Genomic DNA, 14,222 nt, shown 5'->3' with positions numbered 1-14,222 from the left:
ATCCTCATTCCGGTTTATTTCTTCACGATATCAATGAAATGTTTTAACACTCTAGCCGTTAATCCCCAAACTGTATAATTACCATATTCATAAAACCATTCTTCAAGCGAATGACTTCTGAACTTATACTGGTCTCCGTTCATAATTTTTTCAAAAGGGAAATTATCTGGCGGGGCTATTTCAATCGATACCAAATGCATATATGGCTCATGTTCCATCAGCCATTTGAGCGGAATGGTAAACACCTCTTCCACTTCTTCTTTATTATAACTTCGAATAATTTCATGATAGTCAATGACCGCCACAAACGGATAGACGACGAATGAAGGCGATGCAATATATGGGCTTAACTCCTCTATCATCTGTACCGTCTTCGGATCAATTCCGAGCTCTTCATGCGTCTCCCGTAAAGCTGCTTCCATAGGTGATGCATCCGTTATGTCGATTTTTCCACCAGGGAAACTGATGTCGCCCGGCTGTTTCCTCATCGTGAAAGCACGTACCTCAAACAGCACATGCCATTCGCCTTCCGCTTCTACTAATGGAATAATTACAGCGGAACGGAATGCAGTATCTTCTCCAATGAATAAAGATTTATTTTCATACAATTTATTTTGCAGTCGATCCAAGTCCATGAAGTCCCCCACCTCATCGTTTTATCCTATCGTATCATTACCAGACGAATCGTTAAAGAAATTAAAGGAGCTACCCTGTAAGAGCAACTCCTCATTCTATCCATATACGTTAGCGCTTCACTAATTTGCCTTGCACTACATAGCGTTTATCTTTACTATTCACCGAGTTATTGCAAGTCGATAATGTAACAATTCGATCGTCCGCCCCTACTTCAACTGGCATATCAATTAGAGAACGTGACTCGACTTCCCCGAGAAATTCTGAAAATTTTTCGGTCGTCTGAAAGTCTGTCTCAATATAATAAAAGTCGATCGTCGTTTCGTATGCTGCAAACACTTCAATATCATACCCCTCATACAATGTATCCATGTAAATAACCGGATGTTCATCTGCATAGTCTTGATCACCAAATTTCTTCAAGCTACCAAACATCGTATCGTTTCTCATCGCATGACCATAAAGGACCGTGTTGTGGCTCATATTCGTAATATCATTCCGGTAGTCCATGAAGACACTGCCTGCACGACTACTTTCTCGTGCGAAGTTACGATTTAAATAAAAGTCGTTGTCTGTAGCCTGCAAGATGGGGTTATGCAAATTGGTACCTTCCACTGAAATCCAACCCACGATATCTTGATTCACTTTATTTAATTCTTCAAACTCTGGACGCATCGAATCATCTTCCAAGAGATCTTCTTTGGCGTCTCCCGTTACCGCAACCTGAGCTGTATTTTCTAACGCCGTCTCATACATCTCTTGCGTTTCCTTCAATGAGCTGGCTGATTCCACGTATGTATATACATACTGCACGAGTAAATAGCCTGAGTAGAGAAAGACTGCCAGATAAATGAAAGGCATCAGTTTCGACAGGCGTTTTTTCATCAGCTTACCTCCTAAATACCAAGCGACAACATATAAAGACCTAATTCGTCATCTTCCTTGAAGATAGCGTTGACTCCATATACTTCTTTGATGATATCCTTTGTAATGATTTCACGCGGCGGACCTTCTGCAATGATTCGACCATTCTTCATCATAATAATCTCATCACTGTATCGAATCGCCTGATTGATATCATGCAACACCATGACAATCGTCAATCCATAGTCTTCATTTAGTGATTTCACGAGCTCCAATAATTCAATCTGATAATATATATCCAAATAAGTTGTTGGTTCATCCAGGCACAGTATTTCTGACTGTTGTGCCAGTGCCATCGCAATCCATACACGCTGACGCTCTCCACCCGATAATGCTTCTAAGTCATTATGGCGTTTGTCAGTTAGATTCGTCACGGATAACGCCCAATCTATAGCCTTACGATCCTCTTCCTGGTTCCGCTGTAATAACGTTTTATGTGGCAACCGACCAAAGCTGACTAGTTTTTCAATCGTCAAATCTTTTGGCACTTCATTCTGCTGATACACAATCGCTAATTTCTTCGCAAATTCTTTTGGCTTAAACATCACTAAATCACGATTCTCCAGTGAAGCCGTTCCTGAAGTCGGCATATTACTTCGTGAAAGTACACTGAGTAATGTCGATTTTCCACAACCATTCGGCCCGATGATTGTCGTCACTTTCCCTTTAGAAATAGACGTCGAGACATCATCCAAGTGATTGGTGATATTATCATGCGATACAATAATGCGCTTCATTTCCATAATAGGTCACTCTTTTCGCAGTAAGAATATTAAGAACGGTCCACCGATGATCGCCATCAGCGTCGAAGCAGGTATTTCAAGCGGAGCCACAATCGTTCTACCGAGCGTGTCAGCCAGCAAGATAATCAACGCCCCTAAAAGCGCTGTGAACGGTATGAGCACCTTATGGTCATAGCCAACTAATCTGCGGGCAATATGCGGTACAAGTAATCCGACGAATGAGATCACACCCGCCACTACGACCGAAATCGCTGCTAATAAAACTGCCACTGCCGCAATGAGTAAACGGGCACGCGCGACATGAAAGCCAATACTTTTTGCCGTCTTATCTTGTAGCACTAATAAATTACACCAGCTATACAATGCAAATGCCAGAACCAATCCGATAGTTCCATATGTCGCAATGGTCGATACATCGCTCCACGTACGCATCGTTAAATTCGAACCAATCACACTTGAGGCTGAGACATTCAACGAACCCCCAAAGCTAATAAACGCTTCGGTGAGACCTGTGAACATCGCGTTAATCGCAATTCCCACAAGAATTAATTTTAACGGGCTAAGACCTGATTTCCATGACAATGCAAAGACGAGAAAACAAGCGAAAGCCCCACCCATAAACGCAAATAAAGGCGTCATGAAAAAGAGCGCCGGAAAGAACGAAATAATGAATAACTGCACAAATGCCGCACCGGAAGATATCCCGATAATCCCCGCATCCGCAAGGGGGTTACGCATGACAGACTGCAACAAGACACCCGATACCGACAATGCCGCGCCTGCAAAAATTGCCACTATCATTCGTGGAAAGCGCAAGTCACGAATTGCTTCTATCTGACTGTTGTCCTGTTCAAAAAGCGCACCGAAAAATTCAAAGAATCCCATTTTAATACTGCCTGTCGTAGCCGAATATACGATGGTTACAACAAGCAGCAGGGAAACGATTACATAACTAGCAATTCTTTTTCTCATGACGGCCTTCCTTTTCAAACGAAATTCATCGAGTTATCGATAGAAAATCTTCATTAGCTCACTTAATGCTTCAGGTACTTGCAATGAAGCCGTTGTGCCGAATAGCTCTTCTTCCAAGTCATAGACTTTACCATTTTTCACCGCGTCAAAATGCTTCCATACATCATTTGTTTGAAACTCTTCATTAAACATTTCCACGACCTCATCTGGCATACCATGCGATAAACGTAAGATAATATCTGGATTACTATTATGAAGATACTCAGTATTGGACGATAAGTACTCAGGATCCTGACCTTCCATGACATTTGTTCCACCCGCACGTTTTACGAGATCACCCGCATAGGAGTTTTCCGTCGCGACTAAGTAACTGCCTGGGATACCTAATAATATCAATACACTTGGTCCTTTACGATTTGCCGCCACTACTTCGGCCGCTTCAATCTTTTTCTGTAAGTCCCCTACTAATTTATCCGCTTGAGTTGTACGATCATAGCGCTCTCCAAGACCTTGGATTTCTTGTATCATCGAGTCCACACTTTGGAAGTTTAAAAATGTTGTCGGGATATTCAATTGTTCAAATCCCGCTTCGAGGTCATATTCCAATGTAGATACGGATAAAAAATCTGTTGGATCCATTGACTTCACAATTTCCATATCCGGTGTCATAGCATTACCGATAGTTGGAAGCCCATCAAAGCGGCTCGCCATTTGTTTTTCTGTTTCAGGAATGGCGATGGCATCTATATCTAACTTATCTAGAATGTCTGCGATGACTACAGTGCCCGCAATAATTCGCTGATCACTAGTTTCTGCGGTTTCACTTTTCTCCGCAGTATCTGCTAAAACAGCTTTCTCTTCTTTATCATTGCCGCACCCTGCGATTATTGCTGCTGTCATAACTGCCAACATTAGCAATACATATCTCCACTTTTTTTGCACGATGTAATCCTCCACTCATTATTCATTACGCATAACATGATTTTTCTTCAGTAGTCGACGTATCAATAAGACACCCGACAAACTACATAATGTGAACAGTATTCCCATTTTCATTATATCAAAGGGAATCGTTTGTTTATCTTGTACAGGGGGTTCCAGTTCTTGCGGTTCGCTTGCTACTTGCGTGACGACCTCAGCTGGTTCTTCCTTCACATCATCCACCGTACGATCAAATTCCAATTGCACTTCAGGAAGATGAGGCGGTAACTCGTCTTGCTTTTGTACTTTTTCTACGGTCGACTTTTCTATCTTCTTTTCTTTTTCATTCGTGGTTTGTTTAGTTGGAGTAGTGTTTTTTTCAGGTTGCTCAGTTCGCTTAGTCAATGAAGATATTGCTTTGTTATCTGAAGGTACTTTGCTCAAATACTTCGCTATCTGTTGCTGACTGTAAGCAATTTGTAAAAACTCTTCCTGTACATGCGAGTTCTCAGACTCCTTCACTTTCAACCAGATACGGGTCCCTTTCTGGAAATCTTCTACTTCAAACTCCACAATACGTGACTTGTTTTGCGATATCACTTTTGGTTCTACTAAATTCCCTTGTTGCTCTACTGTGAAGCCTTTAACCTTACTCGGTTGAATAATCTCTAACTGGGCAAAATATTGATTGTCACGTGTTACAATGCGCAGTACTGGATTGACGTATTCATTCATTGCCGAAGGTTTACCGTCTGACAGCAATCGGTAGTGTATCGTATCATCACCTGACTGAATGGACTTCACTGGTTGAACGTGTTCAAATGCCGGTAAGGACTGCTCCTCGATCAACACTTCATATGAAAAGGATTGCAGTGCATGTTCTTTAGGCAAACGATATGTGCCCGTAAGTTCAATCTTGTGTTGCACATCCTCTATATCAAACTGAACTAAGTTTTCTGCTCGATCCAGTCGCGTGCTCGTTTTGATTCCTTGTTGCACGGCAGTGATTTGCGTTAGGATGTGATCATTCTTCGCCGCAATGGATAATGTATAGCGATCTTCCTTAACAGTTAACGTAGCCTGCTTAGTAAATAAAACATTTGTATCCTCGGCTTCATGTGATAAAAAACTTAGTTCAACTTGATACACATCATTTACGACTTCTTTCCGTTCGTTTGCGGTTACAGAATGAAAAGGAAGCCACGCAGAGATGAGTAGCAAAAGTAGAGGAAACAAAACCATTCTTTTCATTTCAGACGTACACTCCTTTACATATCATGTAAAACGACAGGAACTTCCTCCCGCTTTTGAAAAGCGAAAGGAAGTATCTGTATTTGATCTTATTTATTCATAAATTCTAATGAACCATATAGAATTTTAGCCATTTGTGTACGTTGTAATGAACTGCCTGAGCTGATCAAGACTTTACCGTTTGACTGAGGAGCACCTGTCATGATTTTTTCTGCATATAATAATGCAAATGCTTGCTTCGCTTCAGGATCTGTAATTGCTTTTCCATCTGCATAGAACGGAAGAGTTGTATCCCCTTTTTTGATCTCTTTACCTTCTGCAAATTGAATCGCACGGTATAGCATCAAAGCTCCTTGCTGACGAGTCAATGTATCGTTCGGGTTGAACTTTTCATTAGATTGTACAATTTTTGCTTCTGCAAGGGCATTGATTGCGCTTAGTCGTTCTTTATCCGTAATTTTATCTAAATCTTTAAATCCTGCATCCTTAGTCGATTCTAAGTTTAATGCACGTGCAACCATCAATGCGAACTGTGAACGTGTGATGTTGTTGCGTGGGTTAAACTTGTCCGCGCTTTTTACAATACCTTTATCAAGCAATGCAAGGATCGCTTCTTTGTTACCGTCTTTGTCGATATCTTTAAACGGGTTTACAGTTGGTTTAGCACCATCAAGGCCAATTTGCACTTTGTGGTTTGAATCATATTTGATGGGTCCTTCATTTACTATAACGTGAAGATCCGCATTTACTAACTTCGTTAGATCCGCTACCTTGAATGTATATGTGCGTACGCCAGTTGATTTATCATCTGTTGCTACAGATACATCCTTACCAGCGATTTTGAATCCGTGGATATAGCCACCTTTAGGGAAAGTTACTGTTACTTCATTACCGTCCGTTACTTTCTTTACAGACGCAACCGGTGACATATAAGTATTCATAATAGACTCTTCATTCGTTCCATCCTTAAAGACCTTAACGCTTACATCCTCAATTACTTCTGCTTCATAATCAAATTCATACCACATGTCATGTCCTGGAACTTGAACGTGCATCTTTCCAGAGTTGACCTTATTTAACTCGACCGGAAAACTGTACAATACAGATCCATCTGTGTTCTCAACTCCTGGTGTGGTAACAAATTCATTGCCTTGCTTTGTTTGCACTTCTGAAATCATGAATGCTGACTTAGCGATGACTGTCAGATTTGCAAATGTCTTACCCTCTTTTTCTACAATTGTTACTTGAGGCAAAACATGTTTGCTAATCGCAGGTTGCGGTTCAGTTGTACCCGATTTATAAATCTTCAAATCAACTGCTTTATCCACCGCTACCAACTGTGTCAAAGCCGATGCCGCTCGGTCGCTCGTGCTAATCGGGTTAGCCGATGCTGCTGTTGGAATAGCGATTGAAGCTGCTAATAATGAAGCAAGTACTACTTTCGTTGCGCGAGATGAAGTTTTTTTCGTCATAATTATTGTTCCCCCTGTTTTCTCTGGAATCTAGTTTTATACAATAAAAATGCAGAACCTGCTAATACAAAGATTAATAGGTACGGCGTTGAGTCACTGGTTTGTGGATTCTTAACTGGTACTTGAGTAGTTGGTTTTTTTGTGACTGTACTGGTACTAGTGTTGGTATTTGTGTTCGTGTTAGTACTAGGTGGTGGGGTAGTAGTAGTTGCAGGTGGTTTTACTGCCGGTGGTGTCACGGCACTCTTGTCCTCGAATACTAAATCAACTGTATACTCGTGGTGGTAATTAATATGCTCTACGTCCACTTTCATTGGAATCTTCACTGGCTTTGAAATATCACTTACGCTAAACTCTACAACACGTGTATCTGCCTTTAGATCTTCATTGACTACTTCTGCTCCGCCTGCAGGCTCAAACTTCGTAATCCAAGAACTGTTCTTCAGCGTAAGCTGTACGATGGCAGAACCATTCGTTACCGTTACGAGTGCCGGTTTTTGGAAGTAATCATTCGCAATAGATGCGTTAGTGCTGTCCGGCTGATTGACTTGGTAATTTAATTGCTGGGTACCGTCTGCTATTTTAGCGGATGCTTGCGGCAGACCTATTGTCAGCACGAAAAAACTTACAACTAAAAAGTATAAAAATGCTTTTCTCACTTGGACATAATCCCCTCTCACTTGTTCATTTTCATACTACATAAATCCACCGATTGATTTCCAGCCACTGGATATATTTCCACTTCTAAATTATCTCATAAATTGCCCCATACATGAATCATAGCAACTTACCATCTAGTAGATTATGACAAACATGTGACGTTTATAACATACAAATGAGAACAATTATCATTTAATATATCCTGTTTTGTCAGTAATGTCAATCGATTTTTGGAAAATTATTTCAATTTGAACTGTGTATCTTTCCATTAGTCACTAAATTGAAAGCCCTGCATAGTCTAGATAGATATGATTTATGGACGAAAGGGGTATTACGATGAATCTTCAGTCTTTTAGTGGTGTCGTCATGGTAATAAATGATTTCTATACGGGGCAAACTAGTGACGCGGGTTGCTACCTATTGATGACAGTAGATAATGGTCAAGGAAATGTCGTCAACTTTGTAGTGGAGCCGACAACTTATTTCGTCAATCACGTGAAAGTTCATGTAGGTGATCGCGTTACAGGATTTTATGATGCTGATGCTGCCACACCAATGATCTATCCGCCTCAATTTAGAGCGGTGGTTATGTCCAAAGATTCTAGGCGTGAAAACGTCAAAGTCGACTACTTCAATCGTCGCTTGCAAAGTAGTGATGGAACGCTTCAACTTAACCTGTCTCCACAAACTGAAATACTTTCGACGAACGGCCAGTATTTCACAGGAAATATAGCAGAGCGAAACTTGATAGTTATATATGGGGCCACTACAAAAAGCATCCCTCCACAAACTACACCACATAAAATCATTGTCATTTGTTTATGAGTTTTGTACTTAGAGAATATAGAGACACGTGGCTTGACGCGTGTCTCTATTTCATATGGAAAAGAATTGTTGTGTCGTCTTATGGATTTTTTTATATGCTTCTTCAACAGGTATACCTTTAATTTCAGCGATCCTATGCATACTTCTGTGGATCATAGAAGGATGTGTTAACTTTCCTTTGAAAATATGTTCAAAAGGCCACGGTCCATCTGTCTCTACCATTAACTGAGTTAACGGAACTTGTTTAACAATATGCTGAATCTTTTCTCGATACGTAACTTCCGGAGTTACCGATACTACATAACCGTTCGAAACAATTCGCTGCAATATTATATCGTCTCCTTTGAACCAGTGAAAGTGTGCTTTCGTAATTGAATACCGCTCTAACATCTCACACACCCTATCCGCATCTTCATAAACGGCATGTAATGTAATTGGCAAGTTATATTCAGCCGCCTTCCGAATAAAGTATTCCAACATATTTTTATATAGCGCTACGTCCACATTAGGTTGTTCTTGTCGCAAATAATAAGGTAGCCCCACTTCCCCAATTGCCGTGAGACAATCTGCATGGTCATCGATCAATCGAAGAATAGCTGAAAGCTCACTTTCACTCGGAAGAGCTTGTTCGGGATGATAACCTATAGCAGGTTTGATGCGTCTATCTCTCTTTGCAAACTCCATTTGCTTAACGGAAGATGTAAAATCATTTGATACCGCAACTATTGCCGTCACATCATGTACTTCTAATTCGCTCAAAATTTGAAGCCGCTCTTCCTCTTCATACATATCCAAATGAATATGTGCATCAATTATCTGTCTACTCAAAACTGATCACTCGCTTCCACTATACTGCTATGTTTCACGTGAAACATTTATCCTTAAATGAACCTAAACTATTATCTGAGCGTCATACTAATTTCCATTATGAATAAGTAGGCGGTGACATATGAAGGTATATATATTCCATTTGAAAACAATGAACACTACCCGACAACTCTTGAATTTCGGATGGCAACAAGCTTTAGCTTGCGTTTTTCCTGTTATCATCTTCATCTCACTGGCACTTACACAAATTATACCTTTACCTTTCCTGCCACGATACGACTGGCTACTCCTCATTTTTATCGGAACTCAGTGGTGGATGGTACGATCTGGAATCGAGACACGTGATGAACTGAAAGTGATTACGTTATTTCATATCATTGGTCTAACTTTAGAGATATTTAAAGTACATATGGGTTCCTGGTCTTACCCTGAAGAAGGTTTTTTCAAAGTTTTCGGTGTTCCTTTATACAGCGGCTTCATGTATGCGAGTGTGGCAAGCTATTTATGCCAAGCTTGGAGAAGATTACACGTCACCCTAATTCAATGGCCACCGCTCTGGGCAGTTGTTCCGCTTGCCATCGCAATATATGGAAACTTCTTCACACATCACTATTGGATCGATATTAGATGGTGGTTGTCCGCGTTCGTACTAATTATTTTTTGGCGTGCTTCGGTTAGTTATTGGGTATGCGGAACACAGTACCGTATGCCCTTATCTCTATCATTTATATTAATCGGCTTTTTCGTTTGGGTAGCTGAAAATATTGCTACTTTCTTCGGGGCTTGGAACTATCCCAATCAAAGCGAGACATGGCATCTCGTTGGTATAGGTAAATTAAGTTCTTGGTTATTATTAGTCATCGTCAGCTTCCTCATCGTAGCCACGTTAAAACAAATAAAAAAGAAATAGATATGTATATAGTAACAGGCTAATACTTCTCTATGTACATTCTCTCGGAAGAGTGTATTCCACGGGAAATAAATGAATATGCACTATGAAAAACGCAGCAGGCTCAATAGCCTACTGCGTTTCGTTACTGATTAATGTGTAGTTGGTTTAGGGTAGTCAAAGCCTTTTGTATCTACTTCAACTGTCTTCATTTTCTGCTCTTTTATAGGCTTATCCATAGCATCTGTTTCATTAGCTACAATAGCATCCACGGTCTCCATGCCTTCCGTCACTTTACCGAAAGCTGCATACTCGCCATCAAGTGAAGTGTTGTCGTCCGTCATGATAAAGAATTGTGACCCTGCAGAGTTCGGCTCTTGCGTACGTGCAGTTGAAATGACACCACGCTCATGCTTCATATTATTTTCAAAACCGTTTGAAGAAAACTCCCCATCAATAGAGTATCCTGGTCCACCTGATCCATCACCTGAAGAATCTCCGCCTTGAATCATAAAGCCTGGAATTACACGGTGGAAAATCAAACCATCGTAATAGCCATCTTCAATTAAAGAAATGAAGTTTGCTACTGTATTCGGTGCAACAGTCGGCTCTAGTTCTAAGACGATCTGCTCATCGTTTTCCATCGTGATTGTCACGATAGGGTTCTCTTTTATATCTGCCGAGTAATCAACCGCTGCTTCTTTAGGTTGCTCTGTAGGTTCTTCTTTTGGTGTCTCCGCTGTTTTTTCTTCAGTTGCTTTGCCACACCCTACTAGAAAAATGGCCAATGCCATCACACTTATTAGGAAATACCATGCTTTATTACGCTTAAACATATGTTTCTAACACTCCCTATTATTTTATATCTGCAATTACCTATAAATCATTTACTGCTCACGGTAGCGTAATGCTAATCCTTTTAGGAAGTTTCGAGCGTATCGATCGCCACACGGTTTATAATTTCGGTGGCCTTCTTTACGAAGAACAGCACTCAATTCATTTTTAGAAATCGTAACACCTGCATTTTCTAATATATCGAGCATATCTTCACTTGTGAGAGATAATGCAATTTTAACTTTCTTCAGCAAAATGTTATTGACATTCCGATGGCCTTCCTCTGACATGAGGAATGGTTGCGGACCGTTTTCAGCATTCTCCGGTACTCCTCTTTTGGAGCTGATTAAACCATTTAGAAATGACTCTAACGTGATATTGTCGATTTCCTTGGCATATTCATTCATCTGCATTTCATCCGTGCTATCCTCATTTGTTTTCGTTAGCATCTCTTTAACTTCTGCTCTGTTTGTCTTTAGTCCGCCTAACGCAAACATTTCTACAACTGCTGAATCTTTTAGATCCAACGCATAGCGTAATCTACTTAAAATATCATTATTATTCATGTAATCACCTGTATCCTCTCTAGTCTATTGCCGTGATTCTTAGTATAGCCTGATTCGTTATAATTTGTCTTCATTCAATCGATTGAAGTTGCTTCTGTCTCATTTTCAATTGTTTGTATAAACTGATCACCGAAATCACAAATCGATGTAACGACTGGTTCCAATAATAAACCGATATCACTTAATTTATACTCCACTTTCGGTGGCACAACAGGATAGACGTAGCGTGTAATGATTTTGTCCTCTTCCAATTCACGTAACTGTCTGATTAGCATACGTTGATTCGCATCAGGAAGCTTTTTCTGCATCTCGCTTAGTCGTAATGGCGATTCGTGTAGCAAGCACCAGATAATTGCAATTTTCCAACGTCCGCCTATGACGGATAGAGCTAAATCCTTACTAGTGAAATACTGCTTATCTTTATAATGAATGACCATATTGCTTCACTTCTTTCTATACTATTCATGTTCATAGTGACAAAAGAGTCAGTATTGCATGGTGAATTATAATATGTAATGATAGAAATGTAAACACTATAAAGTAATAGAAAGAAGGGCTTCATTTGAAAAGTAGAGCAGCTGTAGCATTCAAACCTGGAGAACCACTTAAAATTGTAGAAATCGATGTAGAAGAACCAAAAGCTAATGAGGTATTAGTCAAAATTCTTTACACTTCTGTCTGTCACACAGACGCATATACATTATCCGGCGATGACGCAGAAGGAGTATTTCCTGCTGTTTTAGGTCATGAAGGCGCTGGTGTCGTAGTTTCAGTAGGTGAAGGTGTCACTTCTGTTAAACCTGGTGATCACGTGATTCCACTATACACACCTGAATGTGGGAAATGTAAGTTCTGTCTATCCGGTAAAACTAACCTATGTGGCGCAATTCGTGAAACACAAGGTAAAGGATTAATGCCTGACGGTACTACACGCTTCTCTTACAACGGAGAGCCTATCTATCACTACATGGGAACAAGTACATTCAGTGAGTATACTGTCGTGTCTGAAATCTCCCTAGTGAAAGTAGAAGACCACAACGTACCTCTTGATAAAGTGTGTCTATTCGGATGTGGCGTCACTACGGGTATTGGAGCTGTTCATAAAACAGCGAAAGTAGAAGAAGGTGCTGTTACGGCTGTCTTCGGTCTAGGAGCTATTGGTTTAGCCGTTATTCAAGGACTTAAGCAAGCTAAAGCAAGCCGCATCATTGCAATCGATCTCAATGAAGATAAATTTGAACTGGCGAAGAAGATGGGCGCAACCGATTTCATCAACCCTTCTAAATTCGACAAGCCAATTCAAGAAGTCATTGTAGACATGACCGACGGCGGTGTAGATTACAGCTTCGAATGTATCGGTAATGTCGAAGTCATGAAAGCTGCTCTTGAATGCTGCCATAAAGGTTGGGGGGAGAGCATCATCATTGGTGTCGCGGGTGCCGGTAAAGAAATTCATACACGTCCATTCCAACTAGTTACAGGTCGCGTATGGCGCGGATCTGCATTTGGCGGAGTAAAAGGAAGAACTGAATTGCCAGGGATGATTGATGACTACATGGACGGTGAAATTGATTTAGATTCGTTCATTACACACCAACTAAACTTTACCGATATCAATGAAGCATTTGATTTACTGCATAAAGGTGAATCAATTCGATCAATACTAACATATGGAGAGTGAGATCATGAATGTAGAACGCGTTGAGCAAAGACGATCTTTTGGTGGGGAACAAAACAAGTACAACCATTATTCAGAAGTCCTCAAGTGTGATATGACATTTAGTATCTTCTTACCGTCAAATACAGAGCAAAAAGAAATACCTCTTATTTGGTTTTTATCGGGATTAACATGTACGGATGATAACTTCAGTCAAAAAAGTGGTTTCCAAAGCTTGGCTGAAAAACATCAAGCAGCAGTAATAATTCCAGATACATCACCACGCGGAGAAGACGTAGCAGATGATGAGGCATTCGACCTTGGACAAGGTGCAAGCTTTTATCTAAACGCAACACAAGAGCCATGGGCAACGCATTATCAAATGTATTCGTATATAACGCAGGAGTTAAGTGAACTTGCTGCTACTCTTGTGCCTAACTTCTCAGGTAACGAAAGCATCATGGGTCACTCGATGGGTGGTTATGGAGCATTGATGATTGGAATGAAGAATGCAGATCGTTTTAAAGCGATTTCCGCGTTCTCTCCGATTTCAAGTCCAAGTGATGTTCCTTGGGGAATCAAAGCATTTACGACGTACCTAGGCGAAGACAAAGCGACCTGGAAAGAGTGGGATACTGCTGAGCTAGTGAAGGAAGCAGGTATTCCCCCCATTCTTATTACGCAAGGAACTGCAGATGGCTTTTATCCCGAGCAGTTGAATGAGAAACCGTTCCTTGAAAATGCGAAGCAGCATAATCAGGCAGTGGAATATAACAAAGTAGATGGCTATGACCATAGCTATTTCTTCATCTCTTCTTTCTTGGAAGAACACTTTGATTTCCATATGAAGAACTTGGGATAACTTGAATTCATGTAGATAGTTGAAGACTGTAGAAGGGGGTGCTTACTATAGGCCGTGGTAAGCCACGCCTATGGGAATGCGTCCCCCTGCAGTGTCTATCAACGTTACATCTTCCTATTGCATTCACCTACATTGACGAATGTCCACATTGTTTATGATGTGGATGTTTTTGTTTTTAAGAGCAT

The 14,222-nt window shown here is 40.6% G+C and carries 16 protein-coding genes; 4 read left to right on the top strand and 12 right to left on the bottom strand.

What is annotated here, in order from left to right:
* Positions 1-14: 14 nt before the first annotated feature.
* From CSV68_RS08075 to isdC, 8 genes are all read right to left on the bottom strand, one after another.
* A complete protein-coding gene (locus tag CSV68_RS08075; RefSeq protein WP_099633716.1) occupies positions 15-635 on the bottom strand; it encodes an NUDIX hydrolase in 621 nt (206 codons plus the stop codon).
* Between the two features lie 109 nt (positions 636-744).
* On the bottom strand, positions 745-1,518 hold the full coding sequence (gene srtB / locus CSV68_RS08070; RefSeq protein WP_099661870.1) for a class B sortase: 774 nt from the start codon (positions 1,516-1,518) through the stop codon (positions 745-747).
* Between the two features lie 11 nt (positions 1,519-1,529).
* On the bottom strand, positions 1,530-2,300 hold the full coding sequence (locus CSV68_RS08065) for an ABC transporter ATP-binding protein (RefSeq protein ID WP_099661869.1): 771 nt from the start codon (positions 2,298-2,300) through the stop codon (positions 1,530-1,532).
* 6 nt (positions 2,301-2,306) lie between these two features.
* Positions 2,307-3,272 carry a FecCD family ABC transporter permease gene (locus CSV68_RS08060; RefSeq protein WP_099633719.1) on the bottom strand — a complete coding sequence of 322 codons (966 nt, stop codon included), beginning with the start codon at positions 3,270-3,272 and terminating at the stop codon, positions 2,307-2,309.
* 33 nt (positions 3,273-3,305) lie between these two features.
* Entirely contained in the window at positions 3,306-4,184 is an 879-nt protein-coding gene (gene isdE / locus CSV68_RS08055) for a heme ABC transporter substrate-binding protein IsdE (RefSeq protein WP_099633768.1), read from the bottom strand.
* A 48-nt stretch (positions 4,185-4,232) separates the two neighbouring features.
* A complete protein-coding gene (locus tag CSV68_RS08050; protein ID WP_099661868.1) occupies positions 4,233-5,444 on the bottom strand; it encodes an NEAT domain-containing protein in 1,212 nt (403 codons plus the stop codon).
* 89 nt (positions 5,445-5,533) lie between these two features.
* Complete coding sequence (locus tag CSV68_RS08045) at positions 5,534-6,916, bottom strand: NEAT domain-containing protein (protein WP_099661867.1); 1,383 nt, start codon at positions 6,914-6,916, stop codon at positions 5,534-5,536.
* Positions 6,917-6,918: 2 nt separating this feature from the next.
* A complete protein-coding gene (gene isdC, locus CSV68_RS08040) occupies positions 6,919-7,575 on the bottom strand; it encodes a heme uptake protein IsdC (RefSeq protein WP_233192890.1) in 657 nt (218 codons plus the stop codon).
* 337 nt (positions 7,576-7,912) lie between these two features.
* On the opposite strand from isdC, the gene CSV68_RS08035 reads away from it, so the two are divergent.
* Entirely contained in the window at positions 7,913-8,401 is a 489-nt protein-coding gene (locus CSV68_RS08035) for a hypothetical protein (RefSeq protein ID WP_099633723.1), read from the top strand.
* Between the two features lie 51 nt (positions 8,402-8,452).
* Here CSV68_RS08035 and CSV68_RS08030 read toward each other — a convergent pair whose 3' ends face one another.
* A complete protein-coding gene (locus CSV68_RS08030) occupies positions 8,453-9,229 on the bottom strand; it encodes a TatD family hydrolase (protein WP_099661865.1) in 777 nt (258 codons plus the stop codon).
* 121 nt (positions 9,230-9,350) lie between these two features.
* On the opposite strand from CSV68_RS08030, the gene CSV68_RS08025 reads away from it, so the two are divergent.
* Positions 9,351-10,139, top strand: coding sequence for a DUF817 domain-containing protein (locus CSV68_RS08025; protein WP_483315672.1), 789 nt, complete (start codon positions 9,351-9,353; stop codon positions 10,137-10,139).
* Between the two features lie 131 nt (positions 10,140-10,270).
* Here the strand turns inward: CSV68_RS08025 and CSV68_RS08020 are convergent, their stop codons facing one another.
* The 3 genes from CSV68_RS08020 to CSV68_RS08010 form a co-directional block, all read right to left on the bottom strand.
* Complete coding sequence (locus CSV68_RS08020; RefSeq protein ID WP_099633725.1) at positions 10,271-10,954, bottom strand: peptidylprolyl isomerase; 684 nt, start codon at positions 10,952-10,954, stop codon at positions 10,271-10,273.
* A gap of 51 nt (positions 10,955-11,005) precedes the next feature.
* A complete protein-coding gene (locus CSV68_RS08015; RefSeq protein WP_099661864.1) occupies positions 11,006-11,518 on the bottom strand; it encodes a YehS family protein in 513 nt (170 codons plus the stop codon).
* Between the two features lie 74 nt (positions 11,519-11,592).
* Positions 11,593-11,955, bottom strand: coding sequence for a winged helix-turn-helix transcriptional regulator (locus CSV68_RS08010; RefSeq protein WP_099661863.1), 363 nt, complete (start codon positions 11,953-11,955; stop codon positions 11,593-11,595).
* A 125-nt stretch (positions 11,956-12,080) separates the two neighbouring features.
* On the opposite strand from CSV68_RS08010, the gene CSV68_RS08005 reads away from it, so the two are divergent.
* Positions 12,081-13,199, top strand: coding sequence for an S-(hydroxymethyl)glutathione dehydrogenase/class III alcohol dehydrogenase (locus tag CSV68_RS08005; RefSeq protein ID WP_099633728.1), 1,119 nt, complete (start codon positions 12,081-12,083; stop codon positions 13,197-13,199).
* A gap of 4 nt (positions 13,200-13,203) precedes the next feature.
* Positions 13,204-14,037 carry an S-formylglutathione hydrolase gene (fghA, locus tag CSV68_RS08000; RefSeq protein WP_099633729.1) on the top strand — a complete coding sequence of 278 codons (834 nt, stop codon included), beginning with the start codon at positions 13,204-13,206 and terminating at the stop codon, positions 14,035-14,037.
* The last annotated feature ends 185 nt before the right edge of the window (positions 14,038-14,222 follow it).

The organism is Sporosarcina sp. P29 (assembly GCF_002743265.1).
In the GTDB taxonomy this organism is placed as follows: Bacteria; Bacillota; Bacilli; order Bacillales_A; family Planococcaceae; genus Sporosarcina.
Note: the sequence above shows the minus strand (reverse complement) of the source record. Positions and strands in the feature narration are given on the sequence as shown.

Excerpts from the sequence above, each read along its gene's own strand:
- CSV68_RS08075 (WP_099633716.1), bottom strand. The coding sequence starts at position 635 with ATGGACTTGGATCGACTGCAAAATAAATTGTATGAAAATAAATCTTTA.
- srtB (WP_099661870.1), bottom strand. The coding sequence starts at position 1,518 with ATGAAAAAACGCCTGTCGAAACTGATGCCTTTCATTTATCTGGCAGTC.
- CSV68_RS08065 (WP_099661869.1), bottom strand. The coding sequence starts at position 2,300 with ATGGAAATGAAGCGCATTATTGTATCGCATGATAATATCACCAATCAC.
- CSV68_RS08060 (WP_099633719.1), bottom strand. The coding sequence starts at position 3,272 with ATGAGAAAAAGAATTGCTAGTTATGTAATCGTTTCCCTGCTGCTTGTT.
- isdE (WP_099633768.1), bottom strand. The coding sequence starts at position 4,184 with ATGTTGGCAGTTATGACAGCAGCAATAATCGCAGGGTGCGGCAATGAT.
- CSV68_RS08050 (WP_099661868.1), bottom strand. The coding sequence starts at position 5,444 with ATGAAAAGAATGGTTTTGTTTCCTCTACTTTTGCTACTCATCTCTGCG.
- CSV68_RS08045 (WP_099661867.1), bottom strand. The coding sequence starts at position 6,916 with ATGACGAAAAAAACTTCATCTCGCGCAACGAAAGTAGTACTTGCTTCA.
- CSV68_RS08035 (WP_099633723.1), top strand. The coding sequence starts at position 7,913 with ATGAATCTTCAGTCTTTTAGTGGTGTCGTCATGGTAATAAATGATTTC.
- CSV68_RS08025 (WP_483315672.1), top strand. The coding sequence starts at position 9,351 with ATGAAGGTATATATATTCCATTTGAAAACAATGAACACTACCCGACAA.
- CSV68_RS08020 (WP_099633725.1), bottom strand. The coding sequence starts at position 10,954 with ATGTTTAAGCGTAATAAAGCATGGTATTTCCTAATAAGTGTGATGGCA.
- CSV68_RS08015 (WP_099661864.1), bottom strand. The coding sequence starts at position 11,518 with ATGAATAATAATGATATTTTAAGTAGATTACGCTATGCGTTGGATCTA.
- CSV68_RS08010 (WP_099661863.1), bottom strand. The coding sequence starts at position 11,955 with ATGGTCATTCATTATAAAGATAAGCAGTATTTCACTAGTAAGGATTTA.
- fghA (WP_099633729.1), top strand. The coding sequence starts at position 13,204 with ATGAATGTAGAACGCGTTGAGCAAAGACGATCTTTTGGTGGGGAACAA.